This is a genomic window from Pseudoalteromonas sp. OANN1, assembly GCF_024124685.1.
GTDB classification, from domain to species: domain Bacteria; phylum Pseudomonadota; class Gammaproteobacteria; order Enterobacterales; family Alteromonadaceae; genus Pseudoalteromonas; species Pseudoalteromonas piscicida.
Window position 1 is genome coordinate 238,068 of the sequence record NZ_JAMXSE010000003.1, and the last position, 16,432, is coordinate 254,499.

General features: G+C 44.3%; 17 protein-coding genes. 12 read left to right on the forward strand and 5 right to left on the reverse strand.

The window, feature by feature from the left end; translation table 11 throughout:
* Position 1: 1 nt before the first annotated feature.
* Together NH462_RS04420 and NH462_RS04425 are read right to left on the reverse strand one after the other, a co-directional pair.
* Positions 2–838: a MoxR family ATPase gene (locus tag NH462_RS04420; RefSeq protein WP_253104483.1), complete on the reverse strand. Its 837-nt coding sequence runs from the start codon at positions 836–838 to the stop codon at positions 2–4.
* Positions 839–881: 43 nt separating this feature from the next.
* Positions 882–1,118 (reverse strand): DUF1653 domain-containing protein, encoded by a 237-nt coding sequence (locus tag NH462_RS04425; RefSeq protein WP_010377401.1) that lies wholly within the window; start codon positions 1,116–1,118, stop codon positions 882–884.
* 84 nt (positions 1,119–1,202) lie between these two features.
* On the opposite strand from NH462_RS04425, the gene NH462_RS04430 reads away from it, so the two are divergent.
* The 10 genes from NH462_RS04430 to rpoS all read left to right on the forward strand — a co-directional run bounded on the left by NH462_RS04430 (position 1,203) and on the right by rpoS (position 8,327).
* Positions 1,203–1,673, forward strand: coding sequence for a DUF2947 domain-containing protein (locus NH462_RS04430; RefSeq protein ID WP_045962078.1), 471 nt, complete (start codon positions 1,203–1,205; stop codon positions 1,671–1,673).
* An 84-nt stretch (positions 1,674–1,757) separates the two neighbouring features.
* On the forward strand, positions 1,758–2,402 hold the full coding sequence (locus NH462_RS04435) for a hypothetical protein (protein ID WP_253104382.1): 645 nt from the start codon (positions 1,758–1,760) through the stop codon (positions 2,400–2,402).
* 32 nt (positions 2,403–2,434) lie between these two features.
* A complete protein-coding gene (gene ftsB / locus NH462_RS04440) occupies positions 2,435–2,728 on the forward strand; it encodes a cell division protein FtsB (protein ID WP_010605642.1) in 294 nt (97 codons plus the stop codon).
* Positions 2,712–3,410, forward strand: coding sequence for a 2-C-methyl-D-erythritol 4-phosphate cytidylyltransferase (gene ispD / locus NH462_RS04445; protein ID WP_253104384.1), 699 nt, complete (start codon positions 2,712–2,714; stop codon positions 3,408–3,410). Before ftsB ends, ispD begins: the two co-directional genes overlap by 17 nt.
* A complete protein-coding gene (gene ispF / locus NH462_RS04450; RefSeq protein WP_253104387.1) occupies positions 3,403–3,879 on the forward strand; it encodes a 2-C-methyl-D-erythritol 2,4-cyclodiphosphate synthase in 477 nt (158 codons plus the stop codon). The genes ispD and ispF overlap by 8 nt, the downstream gene beginning before the upstream one ends.
* The gene (locus tag NH462_RS04455; protein WP_253104390.1) at positions 3,876–4,913 is read left to right on the forward strand and encodes a tRNA pseudouridine(13) synthase TruD; all 1,038 of its coding nucleotides are present in this window, start codon (positions 3,876–3,878) and stop codon (positions 4,911–4,913) included. Before ispF ends, NH462_RS04455 begins: the two co-directional genes overlap by 4 nt.
* Positions 4,914–4,948: 35 nt before the next feature.
* The gene (gene surE, locus NH462_RS04460; protein WP_253104393.1) at positions 4,949–5,689 is read left to right on the forward strand and encodes a 5'/3'-nucleotidase SurE; all 741 of its coding nucleotides are present in this window, start codon (positions 4,949–4,951) and stop codon (positions 5,687–5,689) included.
* 9 nt (positions 5,690–5,698) lie between these two features.
* The gene (locus tag NH462_RS04465) at positions 5,699–6,337 is read left to right on the forward strand and encodes a protein-L-isoaspartate(D-aspartate) O-methyltransferase (protein WP_253104396.1); all 639 of its coding nucleotides are present in this window, start codon (positions 5,699–5,701) and stop codon (positions 6,335–6,337) included.
* Positions 6,338–6,461: 124 nt separating this feature from the next.
* The gene (locus NH462_RS04470) at positions 6,462–7,283 is read left to right on the forward strand and encodes a peptidoglycan DD-metalloendopeptidase family protein (RefSeq protein WP_010377411.1); all 822 of its coding nucleotides are present in this window, start codon (positions 6,462–6,464) and stop codon (positions 7,281–7,283) included.
* Positions 7,284–7,346: 63 nt separating this feature from the next.
* The gene (rpoS, locus tag NH462_RS04475) at positions 7,347–8,327 is read left to right on the forward strand and encodes an RNA polymerase sigma factor RpoS (protein ID WP_017217021.1); all 981 of its coding nucleotides are present in this window, start codon (positions 7,347–7,349) and stop codon (positions 8,325–8,327) included.
* 88 nt (positions 8,328–8,415) lie between these two features.
* On the opposite strand, the gene NH462_RS04480 is transcribed toward rpoS, so the two are convergent.
* The 3 genes from NH462_RS04480 to pepA form a co-directional block, all read right to left on the reverse strand.
* The gene (locus NH462_RS04480) at positions 8,416–11,265 is read right to left on the reverse strand and encodes a valine--tRNA ligase (protein ID WP_253104399.1); all 2,850 of its coding nucleotides are present in this window, start codon (positions 11,263–11,265) and stop codon (positions 8,416–8,418) included.
* A gap of 20 nt (positions 11,266–11,285) precedes the next feature.
* Positions 11,286–11,732 (reverse strand): DNA polymerase III subunit chi, encoded by a 447-nt coding sequence (locus NH462_RS04485; protein ID WP_010377414.1) that lies wholly within the window; start codon positions 11,730–11,732, stop codon positions 11,286–11,288.
* A 747-nt stretch (positions 11,733–12,479) separates the two neighbouring features.
* Positions 12,480–13,991 (reverse strand): leucyl aminopeptidase, encoded by a 1,512-nt coding sequence (gene pepA / locus NH462_RS04490; RefSeq protein ID WP_010377415.1) that lies wholly within the window; start codon positions 13,989–13,991, stop codon positions 12,480–12,482.
* 196 nt (positions 13,992–14,187) lie between these two features.
* On the opposite strand from pepA, the gene lptF reads away from it, so the two are divergent.
* Complete coding sequence (gene lptF, locus NH462_RS04495) at positions 14,188–15,300, forward strand: LPS export ABC transporter permease LptF (RefSeq protein ID WP_045988567.1); 1,113 nt, start codon at positions 14,188–14,190, stop codon at positions 15,298–15,300.
* A complete protein-coding gene (lptG, locus tag NH462_RS04500; RefSeq protein WP_010377420.1) occupies positions 15,297–16,364 on the forward strand; it encodes an LPS export ABC transporter permease LptG in 1,068 nt (355 codons plus the stop codon). The genes lptF and lptG overlap by 4 nt, the downstream gene beginning before the upstream one ends.
* Positions 16,365–16,432: the final 68 nt, after the last annotated feature.

Below are 16,432 nucleotides of genomic sequence, written 5' to 3' on the forward strand. Positions count from 1 at the left end.
ATCAGCGGCGGCTCATAAAGGCGAGCTTCTCAACCAAAGAAACATCTTGCTCGTTTTTAAGTAGCGCACCAAATAACGGCATTAGGCCACCTTGGTTAGATTTGTCATGCAACGCGTCAGGGGAAATATCTTCAGCTAATAGTAGTTTTAACCAGTCGAGTAGCTCACTCGTACTTGGCTTTTTCTTTAGGTTTGGTGTGTCGCGTAATTGGAAAAAGCTTTCGAGTGCTCGTTGTACTAAATTCGCTTTAATATGTGGAAAATGCACGCCTACAATTTGCAGCATCTCTTCTTTGCTCGGAAAGTCGATGTAGTGGAAAAAGCAGCGGCGTAAAAAGGCATCTGGTAGCTCTTTTTCATTGTTTGAAGTGATAATAACGATGGGGCGCACCTTTGCCTTTACTTGCTCGTTAGTTTCGTAGACATGAAACTCCATTTTATCGAGTTCTAACAGTAGATCATTGGGAAACTCAATATCGGCTTTGTCGATTTCATCAATCAGCAGAACGGGGCGCTTTGTGGCGGTAAATGCCTGCCACAGCTTACCTTTGATGATGTAATTGCCAACGTCATTAACGCGAGGATCGCCAAGTTGACTATCGCGTAAACGCGAGACCGCATCGTATTCGTACAGGCCTTGCTGGGCTTTGGTTGTTGACTTTATATGCCATTGGATTAGTTCGGTATCTAAACTTTTTGCCAGTTCTTCGGCGAGTAAGGTCTTGCCTGTGCCTGGCTCACCTTTAATGAGGAGGGGTTTTTCTAAAACGATGGCCGCATTCACGGCCTGTTGTAGAGCAGAGGTAGCAATATATTGATCAGTACCTTTAAACATAATTCAACTTCTTGTGGTCAGATGAGATAGGGTCATCTTGCCACAATCAGCTTTTCGCTGCCAACCCCGCTTCGGTTTCGATTAAGGTGAAGCGAGGCACCGCTTCGCCTTCGACCATAACGTCTTCTAAAAACATTTCAAGTGGTCGAACCCAAAAACTCATATCTCCATATAGGGTTTGATAAACCACTTGCTTCTCTTGCGTTTCACTGTGCGTTGCCAAGGCGTGCACTCGATATAATTTTCCTTTGTAGTGGCGGTAAATTCCAGGTGTGATATCCACTAATTCAAGCTCCAAAAAATAAAAGCCGTACGTGACGGACTGAAATGTTATAATCCGTGCCATTAAGACTGAAGGTGTTTAAAGATGAATTATATTGCGCTGGACGATTATAAGAAAGCTTGGGTTTTCAAACATAAAGATCTTCCAATCGAAGAATCCGACCTGGCATTGATAAAACCAATGTCAGCGGCGCGCGCTGCGGTGCTTTGGAGCACTATGGTAAGCAACGAAAAAGATCACCCTGATTTCTTTGATAAAACAGATTGGGTTGGTAAAGCGGACTCATGGCAAGAAACCCTCAATTGGGAGCAGCCGTGGGAAGCAGGAGAAGCATTTCCTGAAACGATCGAGCAATTTCTTGATTGGCAAGCCAATACCACCGTGTATTTTTGTCTCTCTCGAGATGATGTGATCGAGACCCGCTTTGACGTGTTTAAGCGATGTTGGCAGAACTTTATGTTTTTGACTGACGGTAGTTTCTTAATAGGAAAAAAACGCAGTTCGGTAGTACAATTTATGGCTGAGGGGCAAGCAAAATTAGGAACCAAGCCGTAAGCAAGTACAACAGAGCGGTTTGCTTTGATTTGAAACATGGCTAGTGTATAAAGGATGTACACCAGTCTACTAAAGTAGATTGCATTGACGGGAGGCGTTTTGGAGCAACAGCAAAATACAATCTGGTATGACGAAGCATCTCGCCTTGTATTTGCCGAGCTTGTAAACGTATTTTATGCCAGAGAGTTGCCGAAACTTGCTGAACTCTCAGATCATACTCGCCTTCAGCGTTTGTTAAACAGCCTGCCGTATTATGTTGAGCGCGCGGCCACACATATTATTCATGGTGATGTCCCGCTTGAGCTAGATAGTTTCAATGGATGTTGGTTAGCAAAGCAAAAATCACAGCCTAAATGTGATGACGCTGCCAACGCAGCATTTTTTACCACTAAGGTGAAAGTGGGGCTGGTGGTTCCCGTGCTATATGCAGACTCGGCGGGGACAACCGTAAGGCTCGACAGTGTCGACCAAGTGAATGAGGCTGACAAATTGCACTGCAACCAATTTGGCTGGTTTAGTGTTAATGGTAATAGCTTACAAGCAAGCGACGAAGCGCGTGTACAGTTGCTAAAACCAACGAAAGCGTTAATGACAGCGGCTTGTTGTGGCCATACTTGGTATTTTGGTAAGGCGGTAGTACCACGAAGACTGACGCTAAGAGAAATGTTACTTGCCAGCGCGATTAATTGGCCACAAGTACAAAAAACAAAAACGAGTCAACTATCCTAATCGACTCAAAAAACAGAAGTTTGGATTAAGCAATGCGATTTTTTCAGTTAGCGCTGTTGGTTTTAGCGCTATTTATTCAGTACAGACTTTGGTTCGGCCACAATGGCGTGGAGGACTACACTCGGATAAAATCCGTGGTTAAATCGCACCAAGAAACCAATGCTAACCTCAGTAAACGAAATAAATTATTAAAAGCGGATATCGAAGATTTAAAACTCGGTCTTGAAGGGGTTGAGGAGCGAGCTCGTCATGAACTCGGCATGATTAAACCCGGCGAAACTTTTATCCGTGTATTACCGAAAGTACCTCATGAAAAGAAACGATAAACTTGCAGTCGTCATCCCCGCAGCTGGGGTTGGCAGTCGTATGCAGGCGCAGATGCCTAAACAGTATATTCCACTATTAGGTAAACCGATTTTAGTACACACACTGGAAAAACTAGCTGGACTTGAATGCGTCGATCAATTTATGGTCGCCGTTTCCAAAGAAGATGGATATTTTTCATCGGCGTTACTGCCTGATAGCCGTTTTAGCCATTGTGAAGGTGGACAAGAACGTGCTGATTCCGTTTTACTAGCGTTAAAAGCGTTAGCACCAAGTCGCCCTGACTGGGTGTTAGTTCATGATGCAGCTCGACCTTTAGTAGCGCTGGATGATATTCATCAGCTGATTTCACAATGTATAAATCAACAGCAAGGTGGCATACTGGCTGCCAAGGTTAAAGATACCATCAAACGTGGTGCGGAGTTGGTACAGGAGACCGTACCTAGAGCTTCGTTATGGCAGGCTTTTACGCCTCAAATGTTTAGGTATGAAGAGTTATTGGCGGCATTGGAGCTTGGGCTTTCTCAAGGTGCACATATCACAGATGAAGCATCTGCGATGGAATTACAAAATCGGCCAGTCCAACTCATTGCCGCGCGTACGGATAACATTAAGATCACGACGCCGGAGGATTTACCTCTGGCGGAGTTTATAATTCAACAACAAGGTAAACAGCATGATTAGAATTGGCCACGGATTTGATGTTCATAAATTTGGTGGAGCTGGCCCATTGACAATTTGTGGGGAAAAAATCCCTTACGAACAGGGCTTTATTGCTCACTCCGATGGTGATGTGGCAATTCATGCATTGTGTGATGCCTTGTTGGGGGCACTTGCGCTGGGAGATATTGGTAAGCACTTTCCTGATACCGCGAGTGAATTTGAAAATATCGACAGTCGTATTTTATTACGCCGCGTGATGGAACAAGTGAAAACGCTTGGCTATCAAATAGGCAATATCGACGTCACAGTTGTCGCACAAGCACCAAAGATGCGACCACATATTGATGCGATGCGCACTAACCTTGCTGCGGACTGTGAAGCGCAGCTAGACCAAGTTAATGTTAAAGCGACTACCACTGAAAAACTGGGTTTTGAGGGACGTAAGGAAGGGATCTCAAGCCATGCTGTGGTGCTATTGGTAAAAGCATGAAGACACTCAATTATCTTTATGGTAAACCGTTATCTGACGGCGATTATAAGTCACAACCAGAAGACTTTAGAGTCGAAGAAATTTTAGATATTCCTTTTACTGGCGAAGGTGAGCACGTTTGCTTGCAGATCATTAAAAAGGGAGAAAACACCGCTTTTGTCGCTAAAAAGCTTGCAGAATTTGCTCAAATTTCACCGCGAGATGTCAGCTATGCAGGAATTAAAGATAGACACGGCGTATGTACGCAGTGGTTTAGCGTGCCGGTGGCAATTAAAAAGTCGTTAGATTTTAGTGCATTAAATAGTGGCTCTATTTTTGTGGTGCAGCAAATACGGCACAATCGAAAGTTAAAAACAGGTTGTCACAAGGGCAATCGCTTTGCCATTACCCTCAGAAACGTGAATGCTCCACTTGATATTCTGTCGCGTATTAATGCCGTACGCCAAGGGGTTCCTAATTATTTTGGAGAACAACGTTTTGGTCATGATGGCCACAACTTAGCCATGGCAGATAGGTTATTTGACGGTGAAAATATCCGCGATAAAAAGCTCCGAGGGCTAGTGCTTTCAGCCGCTCGCTCTCATCTGTTCAACGAAGTCGTCAGTCGCCGCGTGGCAGAGCATGGTTTGGCAACGACTTGGCACCGTGAAATCTTTTTACTGAGCGGTAGTAACGCCTTTTTTGACTCAGAGATTGATTGCGAACTCATCGAGCGGTTACTGAATGGCGATATTTTGCTTTCGGCGCCATTGGTTGGTAAAGGTGAAAAGGGCTTATTGCCGCAAGAGCGTGAATGGTTGGCACCTTTTGCTAAATGGCACGAAGGATTGGCAGAATTTGGGATGAAAAATGAGCGTAGAGCACTTAGATTAATACCTGAAGCGCTAAAGGTGAGTATGGCTGACGACAGTACGCTAACCCTTGAATTCAGTTTACCAAAAGGAACTTTTGCCACGGCGCTGCTCAGAGAGCTTGTTAATCATAAAGATGCCAGTAAAAAGTTTAATAAACATGAAGAGTCGATACAGCAGTGAGATACTCATTGTCTAACAAGAAAAAGAGGTGAAATATGAAGATCCTATTGAGTAATGACGATGGTGTTCACGCCAAGGGCATTGCTATCTTGTATCAAGCGTTATCACAAATCGCAGACGTAACCGTTATTGGTCCAGATAGAAACTGTAGCGGTGCGAGTAACTCGTTAACCTTATTAAACCCGCTCAGAGCAACTACGCTAGATAATGGTTTTATCTCTGTGAATGGCACGCCAACCGACTGTGTTCACCTTGGAGTGAACAAACTGATGGATGAATTGCCGGATTTAGTCGTTGCAGGGATCAACAATGGCGCTAACCTTGGCGATGATACGCTGTACTCCGGCACTGTTGCGGCGGCCACTGAAGGTCGACATGTGGGCTTACCTGCGATTGCCGTTTCTCTTTGCTCTAAAAATGAAGCCCACTACGAAACTGCAGCACATGTCACGGTAGAGATCATTAAAAAGCTTGCAAACCATCCGCTACCAAAAGACCAAATCATTAATATCAACGTCCCTGATATTCCATTAAGTGACTTAAAAGGGATTAAAGTCACTCGACTAGGCTCACGTTATAAAGCGGATACCATGACCGAACAAATCGACCCATGGGGCCGAAGTGTGTATTGGTATGGCACGTTAGGTCATGAAAGTGACGCTGGTGAAGGCACGGATTTTCATGCTGTAAACAATGGTTATGCCGCTATCACACCGCTCAAGGTGGATATGACGGCTTACGAGAGCTTAGATGCTGTGGCGAGCTGGTTATCTTAAGAGGCGTATGTGCTGAATAATTATCAGGGCAGTGCCAACGCGCTGGTGGAACTGCTAAGAAAGCAAGGCGTAGAGGATGAAGTGGTACTCAATGCCATCGCTAACACGCCTAGACATATGTTTGTCGATGAAGTGCTTAAACATAAGTCATATGAAAATACAGCTCTTCCTATCGGACAAGGACAAACGATATCGCAACCTTTTATCGTTGCAAAAATGACCGAAGTATTAAAACAAGTGGGTGTTAAAGGGCGTATTTTGGAAGTGGGTACGGGCTCTGGTTATCAGACCGCCGTACTCGCGCAAGTGTTTGAACAGGTCTTTAGCATTGAACGGATCAAGTCACTGCAGTGGCAAGCGCGCAGAAGGCTGCATTTGCTGGATTTATATAATGTGACGATGAAACATGGAGACGGTTGGAAAGGCTGGGCTTCAAAAGCGCCTTTTGCAGGGATCATTGTTACTGCTGCGGCACAATCTGTTCCAGATGAGTTGTTGGCGCAACTAGAAGATGGCGGTGCTATGGTCATTCCCATTGGAGTTGAAGCGCAAACACTCACCTTGTTTGTTAAACAAGGGGAGCAGTTTATTCGTCACGCCCTCGCACCTGTACGCTTTGTACCTTTAGTCGCTGGCGAAGTCGGTTAATTTTGTAGCTTAAAAAACAACTCCATAAAATATAACTATTTTTTCCAGTTAAATGTGAAAACCAAGCAAAATTAAGTTAGATTGATATGATAGTCGTTGATAGTAGCACTGGAAAATATAAGTAATGCACAAGTCTCAGGTCATCATATCGATTTATTTAAGCGGCCTGCTTGTTGCCTGCTCATCGAATCATACGCCTGCGCCTGTAACAACTTTATACTCTGGTAAGACCACTTCGTCACATAAAATTAATATTAACGGAAGCAGTTACAAAGTAAAAAAAGGCGATACTTTATTTGCAATTGCATTTAGCGCGAACAAAGATGTAAGAACGCTCGCGAAAATCAATAAAATTAAGCCTCCGTACACGATCTACCCCAATCAGATCATTCGTCTAGAGTATCCCAAAAATAAAAACAAAAAGAACACAAAATACACGAAAGTAAACCACAAGTCTCAGTCTTTAAAACAAAAAAGTAACAAAAGCCCCAAAAAAGAGCTTGATAAGCCAAATCAACGAGAGTATGTTCAAAGACAAGCCACACAAAAATCTAGTAGTACCAAGGCTTTGTATAATAATAAGGTACTATGGAAATGGCCTGCTGAAGGCAAGGTGACTCGTCACTTCTCTGTTAAAGAGAATGGTTATAAGGGATTGGAGATCTCTAATAAACCGGGTACTTCAGTTAAGGCTGCTGCTGGCGGTGTAGTTGTATATGCAGGGAGTGCGTTGCGTGGGTATGGTAATTTAATCATTCTGAAACATACGGATGATTATCTAAGTGCGTATGCCCACAACGCTAAGTTACTCGTCAGAGAACAGCAAAAAGTTAAAGTTGGGGAAAAAATTGCCGAAATGGGTAGTACAGATGCTTCTAAGACGGCGCTTAGGTTTGAGATCCGTTTTAAAGGTCAAGCTGTAAACCCGGCAAAATACTTGCCATAAAGTAATGCGAGTACTTCGATTGGTTCGAGTACCCTTACTTTTATTCGCTTGGGGAGAATACTTATGGCTCACACTGCAAAATTACCTACAAAATCTACTCCAGAGTTAGACAAGTTCGAAGATGATAATATTGACGAACCGAAAGACGAATTACTTGAAGACCTCGAAGACGACGAAGAAGTTTTTGCCAAAGAAGAAGTGGTTAAAAACTTAGATGCTACTCAACTCTATTTAGGTGAAATTGGATTTTCCCCACTGCTCAGTGCAGAAGAAGAAGTTTACTTTGCGCGTAAAGCGTTAAAGGGGTGCGAAGCCTCACGTAAACGGATGATAGAGAGTAACTTGAGATTAGTGGTTAAAATCGCTCGTCGTTATAACAACCGTGGTTTGGCATTACTTGACCTCATTGAAGAAGGTAACTTAGGCCTGATCCGAGCGGTAGAAAAGTTTGATCCGGAACGTGGATTTAGGTTTTCTACTTATGCAACTTGGTGGATCCGTCAAACCATCGAACGTGCGATCATGAACCAAACTCGTACCATTCGTTTGCCTATTCATGTTGTCAAAGAGCTCAATGTTTACCTACGTACAGCACGTGAATTGACGCAAAAGCTGGATCATGAACCTACCGCAGAAGAAATCGCTGAATGTCTCGACAAACCCGTCGAAGAAGTCAGTAAAATGCTGCGTCTAAACGAAAGGATCACTTCGGTTGATACGCCTATCGGTGGTGAAAATGACAAAGCACTGCTCGATATTATCGCGGATGAAAAGGGCGGTGGTCCGGAAACCGAAGTGCAGAGCAACGATATTAACAAACACATTGTTGATTGGCTTGGAGAGTTAAATCCAAAACAGCGAGAAGTGCTCGCGAGACGCTTTGGTTTGCTTGGTTATGAGCCCTCTACGCTTGAGGATGTTGGCCGCGAAATCGGGCTAACGAGAGAGCGGGTAAGACAAATTCAAGTTGAGGCGTTGAGACGCTTAAAAGACATTTTACAACACGAAGGGTTAAGTACAGATAGCCTATTTGAGCAACAGTAAATCATACCAATTTACTCATTAAAAAAGCCGCAATATGCGGCTTTTTTAGTTCTTGAAATGGTATAAAACCAGCAAAGATAGAAAGCGATTACAAGCTTTCTATCTTTGCTTTTTGTTCAAGTAGCTTAGTTTTTGCATCGCTAAACTCAGCTAATTTTGCTTTCTCTTTAGCAAGTACTGCTTCAGGTGCGTTACTTACAAACTTTTCGTTTGCGAGTTTCTTTTCAACTTGCTCAAGACCTTTTTCTGCTTTTTCAAGCTGCTTAGCAATACGCGCAAGTTCTGCTTCTACATCAATCAAACCTGCCATTGGGATCATGATCTCAAGGTCACCGATAAACGCAGTCGCACAAGCTGGTGCTTCGTCTTTGCTTGCAAGTAAGTCTACCGTTTCCAGTTTTGCCAGAGCGCTTAAGAAAGCTTGGTTTTCTTCTAGACGACGTTTGTCATCTTCGCTTGCTCCGGTAAGTAACACGTTTAGCGGTTTGCTTGGACTGATGTCCATTTCACCACGAATGTTACGGATAGCAATAATAAACTGCTTCACCCACTCAAGATCAGCCATCGCTTGCGCATCAACTTTGCTTTCGTCGAATACTGGGAACGCTTCAAGCATAATTGTCTTCGCTTCGACACCTGAAATTGGTGCTACACGTTGCCAAATTGTCTCTGTGATATAAGGCATTAGTGGGTGCATCAAACGAAGTAAGCCTTCCAATACAGTGATAAGCGTATGGCGTGTACCACGCTGCTGCGCTTCATTACCTTTAAATAGAATTGGCTTAGTTAGCTCTAGATACCAATCGCAGAATTGGTTCCATGTGAACTCATAAATGGTGTTTGCCGCAAGGTCAAAACGATAGTTATCCAAGTGCTCAGAGAACACCTTAACCGTATTTTGGAATTGACCTAAAATCCAACGATCTGCAAGAGAATACACTTTTTCGTTATCGTTGAAGCCACAGTCTTGTTCTTCTGTGTTCATCAATACATAACGGCTAGCATTCCAAAGCTTGTTACAGAAGTTACGGTACCCTTCAAGACGGTTCATATCCCAGTTGATATCACGTCCTGTTGACGCCATTGCTGCAAGAGTGAAACGCAATGCGTCAGTACCGTGTGCTTCAATACCATCGACAAATGTTTTGCGCGTATTCTTTTCGATTTTTGCCGCAAGCTGTGGTTGCATCATATTGCCAGTACGTTTCGTCACTAGACTCTCAAGATCGATACCATCAATCATGTCTAGTGGATCTAACACGTTACCTTTTGACTTAGACATCTTATCGCCATTTTCATCGCGAATAAGGCCAGTCACATAAACGGTCTTAAATGGAACTTGAGGTTTACCATCTTCATCTTTGATGAAATGCATGGTCATCATGATCATGCGAGCTACCCAGAAGAAGATAATGTCGAAACCAGTAACCAAGGTATCTGACGGGTGGAATACCTTTAGATCTTCCGTGTTTTCAGGCCAACCTAACGTTGAGAAAGTCCACAGTGCAGAAGAGAACCAAGTGTCTAGTACGTCTTCATCTTGTGTCAGCGTCACATTTGCATCAAGGTTATGGTTTTGACGAACTTCTGCTTCGTCACGACCAACATATACATTACCTTCGCTGTCATACCATGCTGGGATCCTGTGGCCCCACCAAAGCTGACGGGATATACACCAGTCTTGAACATCACGCATCCAAGAGAAGTACATGTTCTCGTATTGCTTAGGTACAAATTGAATATCACCATCTTCTACCGCTTTTACTGCAGGCTCTGCAAGAGGAGCAACGCGAACATACCACTGATCGGTAAGTAGTGGCTCGATAACTACGCCAGAGCGGTCGCCATAAGGAACGGTTAGACTGTGATCGTCGATTTTCTCAAGTAGACCAAGCTGCTCAAATTCGTCAACGATTTGCTTACGCGCATCGAAACGGTCAAGGCCGTGGAAACGCTCTGGAATTGGTGCATCCATCGCTTCAAGTGGCTTACCATCAAAAGTAAAGCACTCACCCGTATTTAGAACAGCCGCGTCTTTGTTAAATACGTTGATCATTGGCAGCTCATGGCGCTTACCAACTTCATTATCGTTAAAGTCGTGTGCTGGCGTGATTTTTACGCAGCCCGTGCCTTTTTCCATATCCGCATGTTCATCGGCAACGATAGGAATGCGACGGTTGACGATAGGAAGTAGAATTTCTTTACCAATTAAGTCTTGGTAACGTTCATCATCCGGGTTTACTGCAACGCCAGTATCACCAAGCATGGTTTCTGGACGAGTGGTTGCTACGATAATGTAGTCTTTACCATCTTTAGTAGTTACGCCATCCGCAAGTGGATAGCGCAAATTCCACATATGGCCCTGCTTGTCTTTATTCTCAACTTCTAAATCAGAAATCGCAGTGTGTAATTTAGGATCCCAGTTAACTAGACGCTTACCACGGTAGATTAAGTCGTCTTGATATAGGCGAACGAATACTTCTTTTACAGCTTCAGACAGGCCGTCATCCATCGTAAAACGTTCTCTATCCCAATCTACAGACGCACCTAAACGACGTAACTGTTTGGTGATTGTGCCACCTGATTGCTCTTTCCATTCCCAGATTTTATTGATGAATTCGTCACGGCCTAAATCATGGCGTGATTTACCTTCTTCGGCTGCAAGCTTGCGCTCAACCACCATCTGAGTGGCGATACCAGCGTGGTCAGTACCCACTTGCCATAGCGTGTTTTTGCCTTTCATACGCTGATAGCGGATCAAAGTGTCCATGATAGTGTCTTGGAACGCGTGGCCCATGTGTAGACTACCTGTGACATTCGGCGGTGGGATCATAATCGAGTATGCGTCACCATTGCCTGATGGCTTAAAGTAGCCATTTGACTCCCAGTCTTGATACAAAGACTGTTCAATATCTTGTGGATTGTAGGTTTTATCCATTACACAGAACCCTAAAAATGCTATTTCTCAATGTCTTCAGTGGAAATTGTTGCGCCAAGTGCACGAAGTTGCTTAAAGCGTTCTCGTGCGGCTTGCTTAGCGCTGGCTTCAACAGGCACAAAATCTATCACCTGTTCAAAGCGACGAATAAAGTCAGGGACGACCCGTGCTAGATTAATGAGCACGGGGCGACGAGCAGCAGGAGGCATAGTGCCAATTTCCACCGGTGCGCCGCCTTTGGGGCCTTCGCCTTGTAAGTTGTGGGGCACAAACCTGTCTGCGTCAAAACACCAAAGGTGCTCATCGAATAAATGAGCGTCGTCAGTATTATCGACGTTAACAAAGATACGGTGTCCAGCTTGATATAAGCTCGCCGCAGTTTGTGCTGCCAGATCAAAATGAGCCGGAACGCTAATCCCCGGCTCATCGTTTTGTTTTAACACGTAAAAGCGCGCTTTGATAGTCATGATAATAATACCAATTGCGAGGAGTACTGAGGTTTGCCACAGGCTCCACAGCTGCTCAATATCTGTAATCTTGTTTACCGTGATAGCGTAGACGAAGAAAATCAGTATGCGCGGCTTAGTTTAAAACTAATTATAGCGCCACTTAAATGCACATAAATAAGCCTGTATTCTGCCATATAAAGGCAATACCATCAATCAAGAAGCAAGAGAAGAAGAATAAAATATGGCAAGTGGTGGGAAGTGCTTGCAGAGGTGGTTTAACTGCTCTGTAGTCTTAATTTGGCACGGGATATAGTCGCCGGGTAAACCCGCGGCTCCCGCTGCTACGGTTTGGTTTAACCTTGTGCAACTGCGATTTTATGTCGTGGAGTAAATCTGCTGCTACGGTTTGGGTTAATCTTGTGCAACTGCGACTTTATGTCGTGGAGTAAATCTGCTGCTACGGTTTGGGTTAATCTTGTGCAACTGCGACTTTATGTCGTGGAGTAAATCTGCTGCTACGGTTTGGGTTAACCTTGTGTAGCTGCGACTTTATGTCGTGGGGTAAATCAGCTGCTACGGTTTGGGTTAACCTTTTGCAGCTGCGACTTTAGGTCGCGGGGTAAACCCGCTGCTACGGTTTGGGTTAACCTTGTGTAGCTGCGACTTTATGTCGCGGGGTAAGTCTGCTGCTACGGTTTGGATTAACCTTGTGTAGCAGCGACTTTATGTCGCGACTTATGCTTGTTAAGTGTCGCGACTAGACTATTAGTCTTGCTGTGCGTCCGTGATATTGGCGCGGTTAAGTAAATATTGCATCAGCATAGGTACAGGACGACCTGTAGCGCCTTTGTTCTTGCCGCTGCGCCATGCAGTACCTGCGATGTCTAAATGCGCCCAGTTGTACTTTTTCGTAAATTTAGACAAGAAACACGCGGCTGTAATCGTGCCAGCTGCGCGACCACCTAAGTTCGTAAAGTCAGCAAACGGGCTTTCAAGTTGTTCTTGATAATCATCCCAAAGCGGCAGTTGCCAAGCTCTGTCTCCACTTTGCTCTGACGCTTTTAGCAAATCATGGGCAAGCGGGTTATGGTTAGATAAAAGACCTGTCGCATGGCTACCAAGCGCAACAATACATGCCCCTGTTAATGTCGCAACATCGACAACGGTTTCCGGCTCGAATGCTTCAACGTAAGTTAGAGCATCGCACAGTACTAAGCGGCCTTCGGCATCCGTATTGAGTACCTCAACGGTTTGACCGGACATGGTGGTTAAAATATCGCCCGGACGGTAAGCATCGCCCCCTGGCATATTTTCGCAGCCAGCTAATACACCAATCACATTAAGTGGCAGTTGCATTTGCACAACGGCTCGCATTAAGCCAAGTACGCCCGCGGCTCCGCCCATGTCGTATTTCATTTCATCCATCGCTTCGCCAGGCTTGATAGAAATACCACCCGAGTCAAATGTTAATCCTTTACCCACGAATACGATTGGTGCTTGGCCTTCGTCACCACCGTTATAGTGGATAACCGACATCACTGATTCGTTGCGACTACCACGGCCAACTGCTAGGTATGAGTGCATACCCAGCTCTTCCATTTCTTGTTCACCAACAAGGTTAACGGTAACGTTATCAAAGTCTTCAGCCAACTGTTGTGCTTGCTCGCCCAAATAACGAGGGTTACAGATATTTGGTGGCATATTCGCAACGTCTTTACACAACTTACTACCAGCGGCGATAGCAAGACCGTGCTCAATCGCGCTTTCACCGATTGTTAATTCACGTCGCGTTGGTACGTTAAAGACGATTTTACGTAGCGGGCGTCTAGCCTCACTCTTTTTGCTTTTTAGTTGATTAAAGGTATACAGGCAATCTTGCGTGGTTTCGACCGCTTGGCGAACTTTCCAGTAGGTATCACGACCTTTAACATGTTGCTCAGTCAGAAAACATACCGCTTCCATTGAGCCCGTTTCATTTAACGTATTGATGGTCTTAGAGATAATTTGTTTGTATTGTTTATCGTCAAGCTCTCTTTCCTTACCACAACCCACTAACAAAACGCGTTCGCTGAGTACATTTGGTACATGATGAAGAAGTAGAACTTGTCCTGGTTTGCCTTCAAGATCACCACGTCTGAGTAAATTTGAGATATAGCCTTCGCTTATTTTATCCAGCTGTTCACCAATTGGTGAGAGACGGCGTGGCTCGTATACACCAACAACAATACATGCGCTACGCTGTTTCTCTGGACTACCACTTTTAACGCTGAATTCCATTGCGACTCCTGAGTCTTTGTCATGTCATTTTGAACTTTTTATGCCAACACACTTTCCTACATTAAAGTCATGAATATGCTTTAACCTTAGGTAGGATATTCCGGCGCATTGACATATAATAAAGTGACTAAAATAATCAGTTTACTCAATTTTTCCCACTATTCCAGTGAAACAAGACGTTTTATAGGGACGAACATTGCTTATTTTCCGCTATTTAACGGGTGAAGTGCTAAAATCTCAGGTTGCGGTTTTTCTCACCTTAATGACAATATTTTTGTCACAAAAGTTTGTACTCATTCTGAGCTCAGCGTCTGAAGGGAGTATACCTGGTAAGTTAGTACTTGCTATGCTTGCGTTAAAACTGCCACAGTTGGCCGGTTATATTTTACCGCTTAGTCTCTTTCTTGGGATCATCTTAGCCTACAGTCGCATCTACGCCGACAGTGAAATGACGGTGCTGCGCGCTTGCGGGGTCAGTGAGTGGTATGTCGTTAGGGTGACTTTAGTCTCTAGTGTATTTTTTGCATTACTCGCCGCTTGTGTGAGTATGTACATTGCACCTTGGGCGAGTGAAAAAGAGTATCAATTAAGAGAGCAAGCCGATGCGGAATCGGGACTTTCTACTCTCAGAGCTGGTAGATTTCAGCAAACGGGCAATGAAAAAGCGGTGGTATTTGTTCACGGTATTAGCGAACAAGGCCGCGAATTAGACAAAGTGTTTGTCGCGCAATTGCCTGAGAAGGACTCAAATCAAGCCGCTCGTTTAGTGTATGCGCAAAAAGGAGAAGTGATTGAGCTTGATAGTGGTGAGCAGCAATTACTCCTTCATGAAGGTAAGCGTTACGAGACTGATGGCTTCAGCCAAGCACTTAATCGTACTGAATTTGGTACTTACCAAGTGCAAATTAAAGAACAAGAAATTGAACACCAGCGCCGTAAATTAGAGGCTATTCCAAGCTTACAGTTACTTGAAATGGATACGCCTGAAGCAAAAGCGCAATTTCAGTTGCGATTATCGGTGCCTATTTCCATTTTGTTACTCACTCTATTGGCTGTGCCACTGAGTGTGGTTAACCCAAGACAAGGCAAGTTTGCTAAGCTCGTGCCAGCAATTACGCTATATTTGGGTTATTTCATTCTACTCAACGCAGGCAAGTTTCTGTTAGCTGAAGAAAAAGTGCCAGCTTCAGTTGGTCTCTGGTGGATCCACTTAAGTGTGCTCTTTATTGGCGTTTACTTAATCGCGAAAGGAAGACCTTTTGGTGTATGGGTTCGCTCGGTATTTATGAAACGGGAGACGACGGCATGATGAAGACGCTTGATTGGTATTTAGGGCGTAGCATCTTACAAACCACAGGTTTCGCGCTATTAGTTTTTGTGGGGATCAATACGCTTATAAAGTTTATTGAGCAACTGCGCTCGGTTGGTCGTGGCAGCTATGATTTACTCGGTGCCATGCTCTATACCATTTACAGCATGCCAAGCGATATCGTCGTATTTTTCCCGATGGCTGCACTGATTGGTGGTTTGATTGGGCTTGGTGCACTTGCCTCAAGCAGTGAACTAATTGTTATGCAAGCGGCTGGGTGGTCGCGTTTTCAAATTATTATGTCGGTGATGAAAACGGCAGTGCTGCTTGCACTACTGATGATGGCGCTTGGGGAGTGGGGGGCACCAAAAGCGGAGCAAACCGCAAAACGGTTAAAAAACGAAGCAATTTATGGCGGTGAAGTTTACAGCGCTCAGCGTGGTGTGTGGGCGAAAGACGGCGGCAATTTTATTAACATTGGTAATGTTGAAAAAAACGGTAAGCTTAAAGATATCGCAATTTATTATTTCGATGACTCACTAACACTGGCAAAAATCGTACGCGCTCAGTCGGCGCAAAGCATATCTAACGGCTGGCAATTGCAAGACGTGGAAGAAGTACATATCGATCAACAACAAATTACAACGCATTATTCAAAATCAATGCTCTACGAGTCTGAATTAAGTGAAGACAGGTTAGGTGTTGTATCGATAGAGCCAGATGCTTTGTCTTTCACAGGATTATGGTCATTTCTCGCTTATCTAAAGCAAAATGAGCAAGATTCAAGTAGCTATGAACTCGCGCTGTGGCGTAAGGTGATGCAGCCGCTGACGATTGGGGTAATGCTGCTGGTGGCTTTGTCATTTATCTTCGGGCCACTGAGAACGGTGAGCATGGGCGCGCGGATTATTATGGGCGTGGTAACAGGCTTAGCTTTCCATCTGAGTAATGAAATTTTTGGCCCTATCGTGATGGTATATCAAGTTCCACCGGTGGTTGGCGCGTTAATGCCAAGCTTGTTATTTATTGGATTGGCTATCCATCTGCTGAAGAAACAAAATTAACGTTTTGAATTAAGTAACAATATAGGTCTCATTATGAGGCCTATATTTTTTATGGACATGGCTAATGG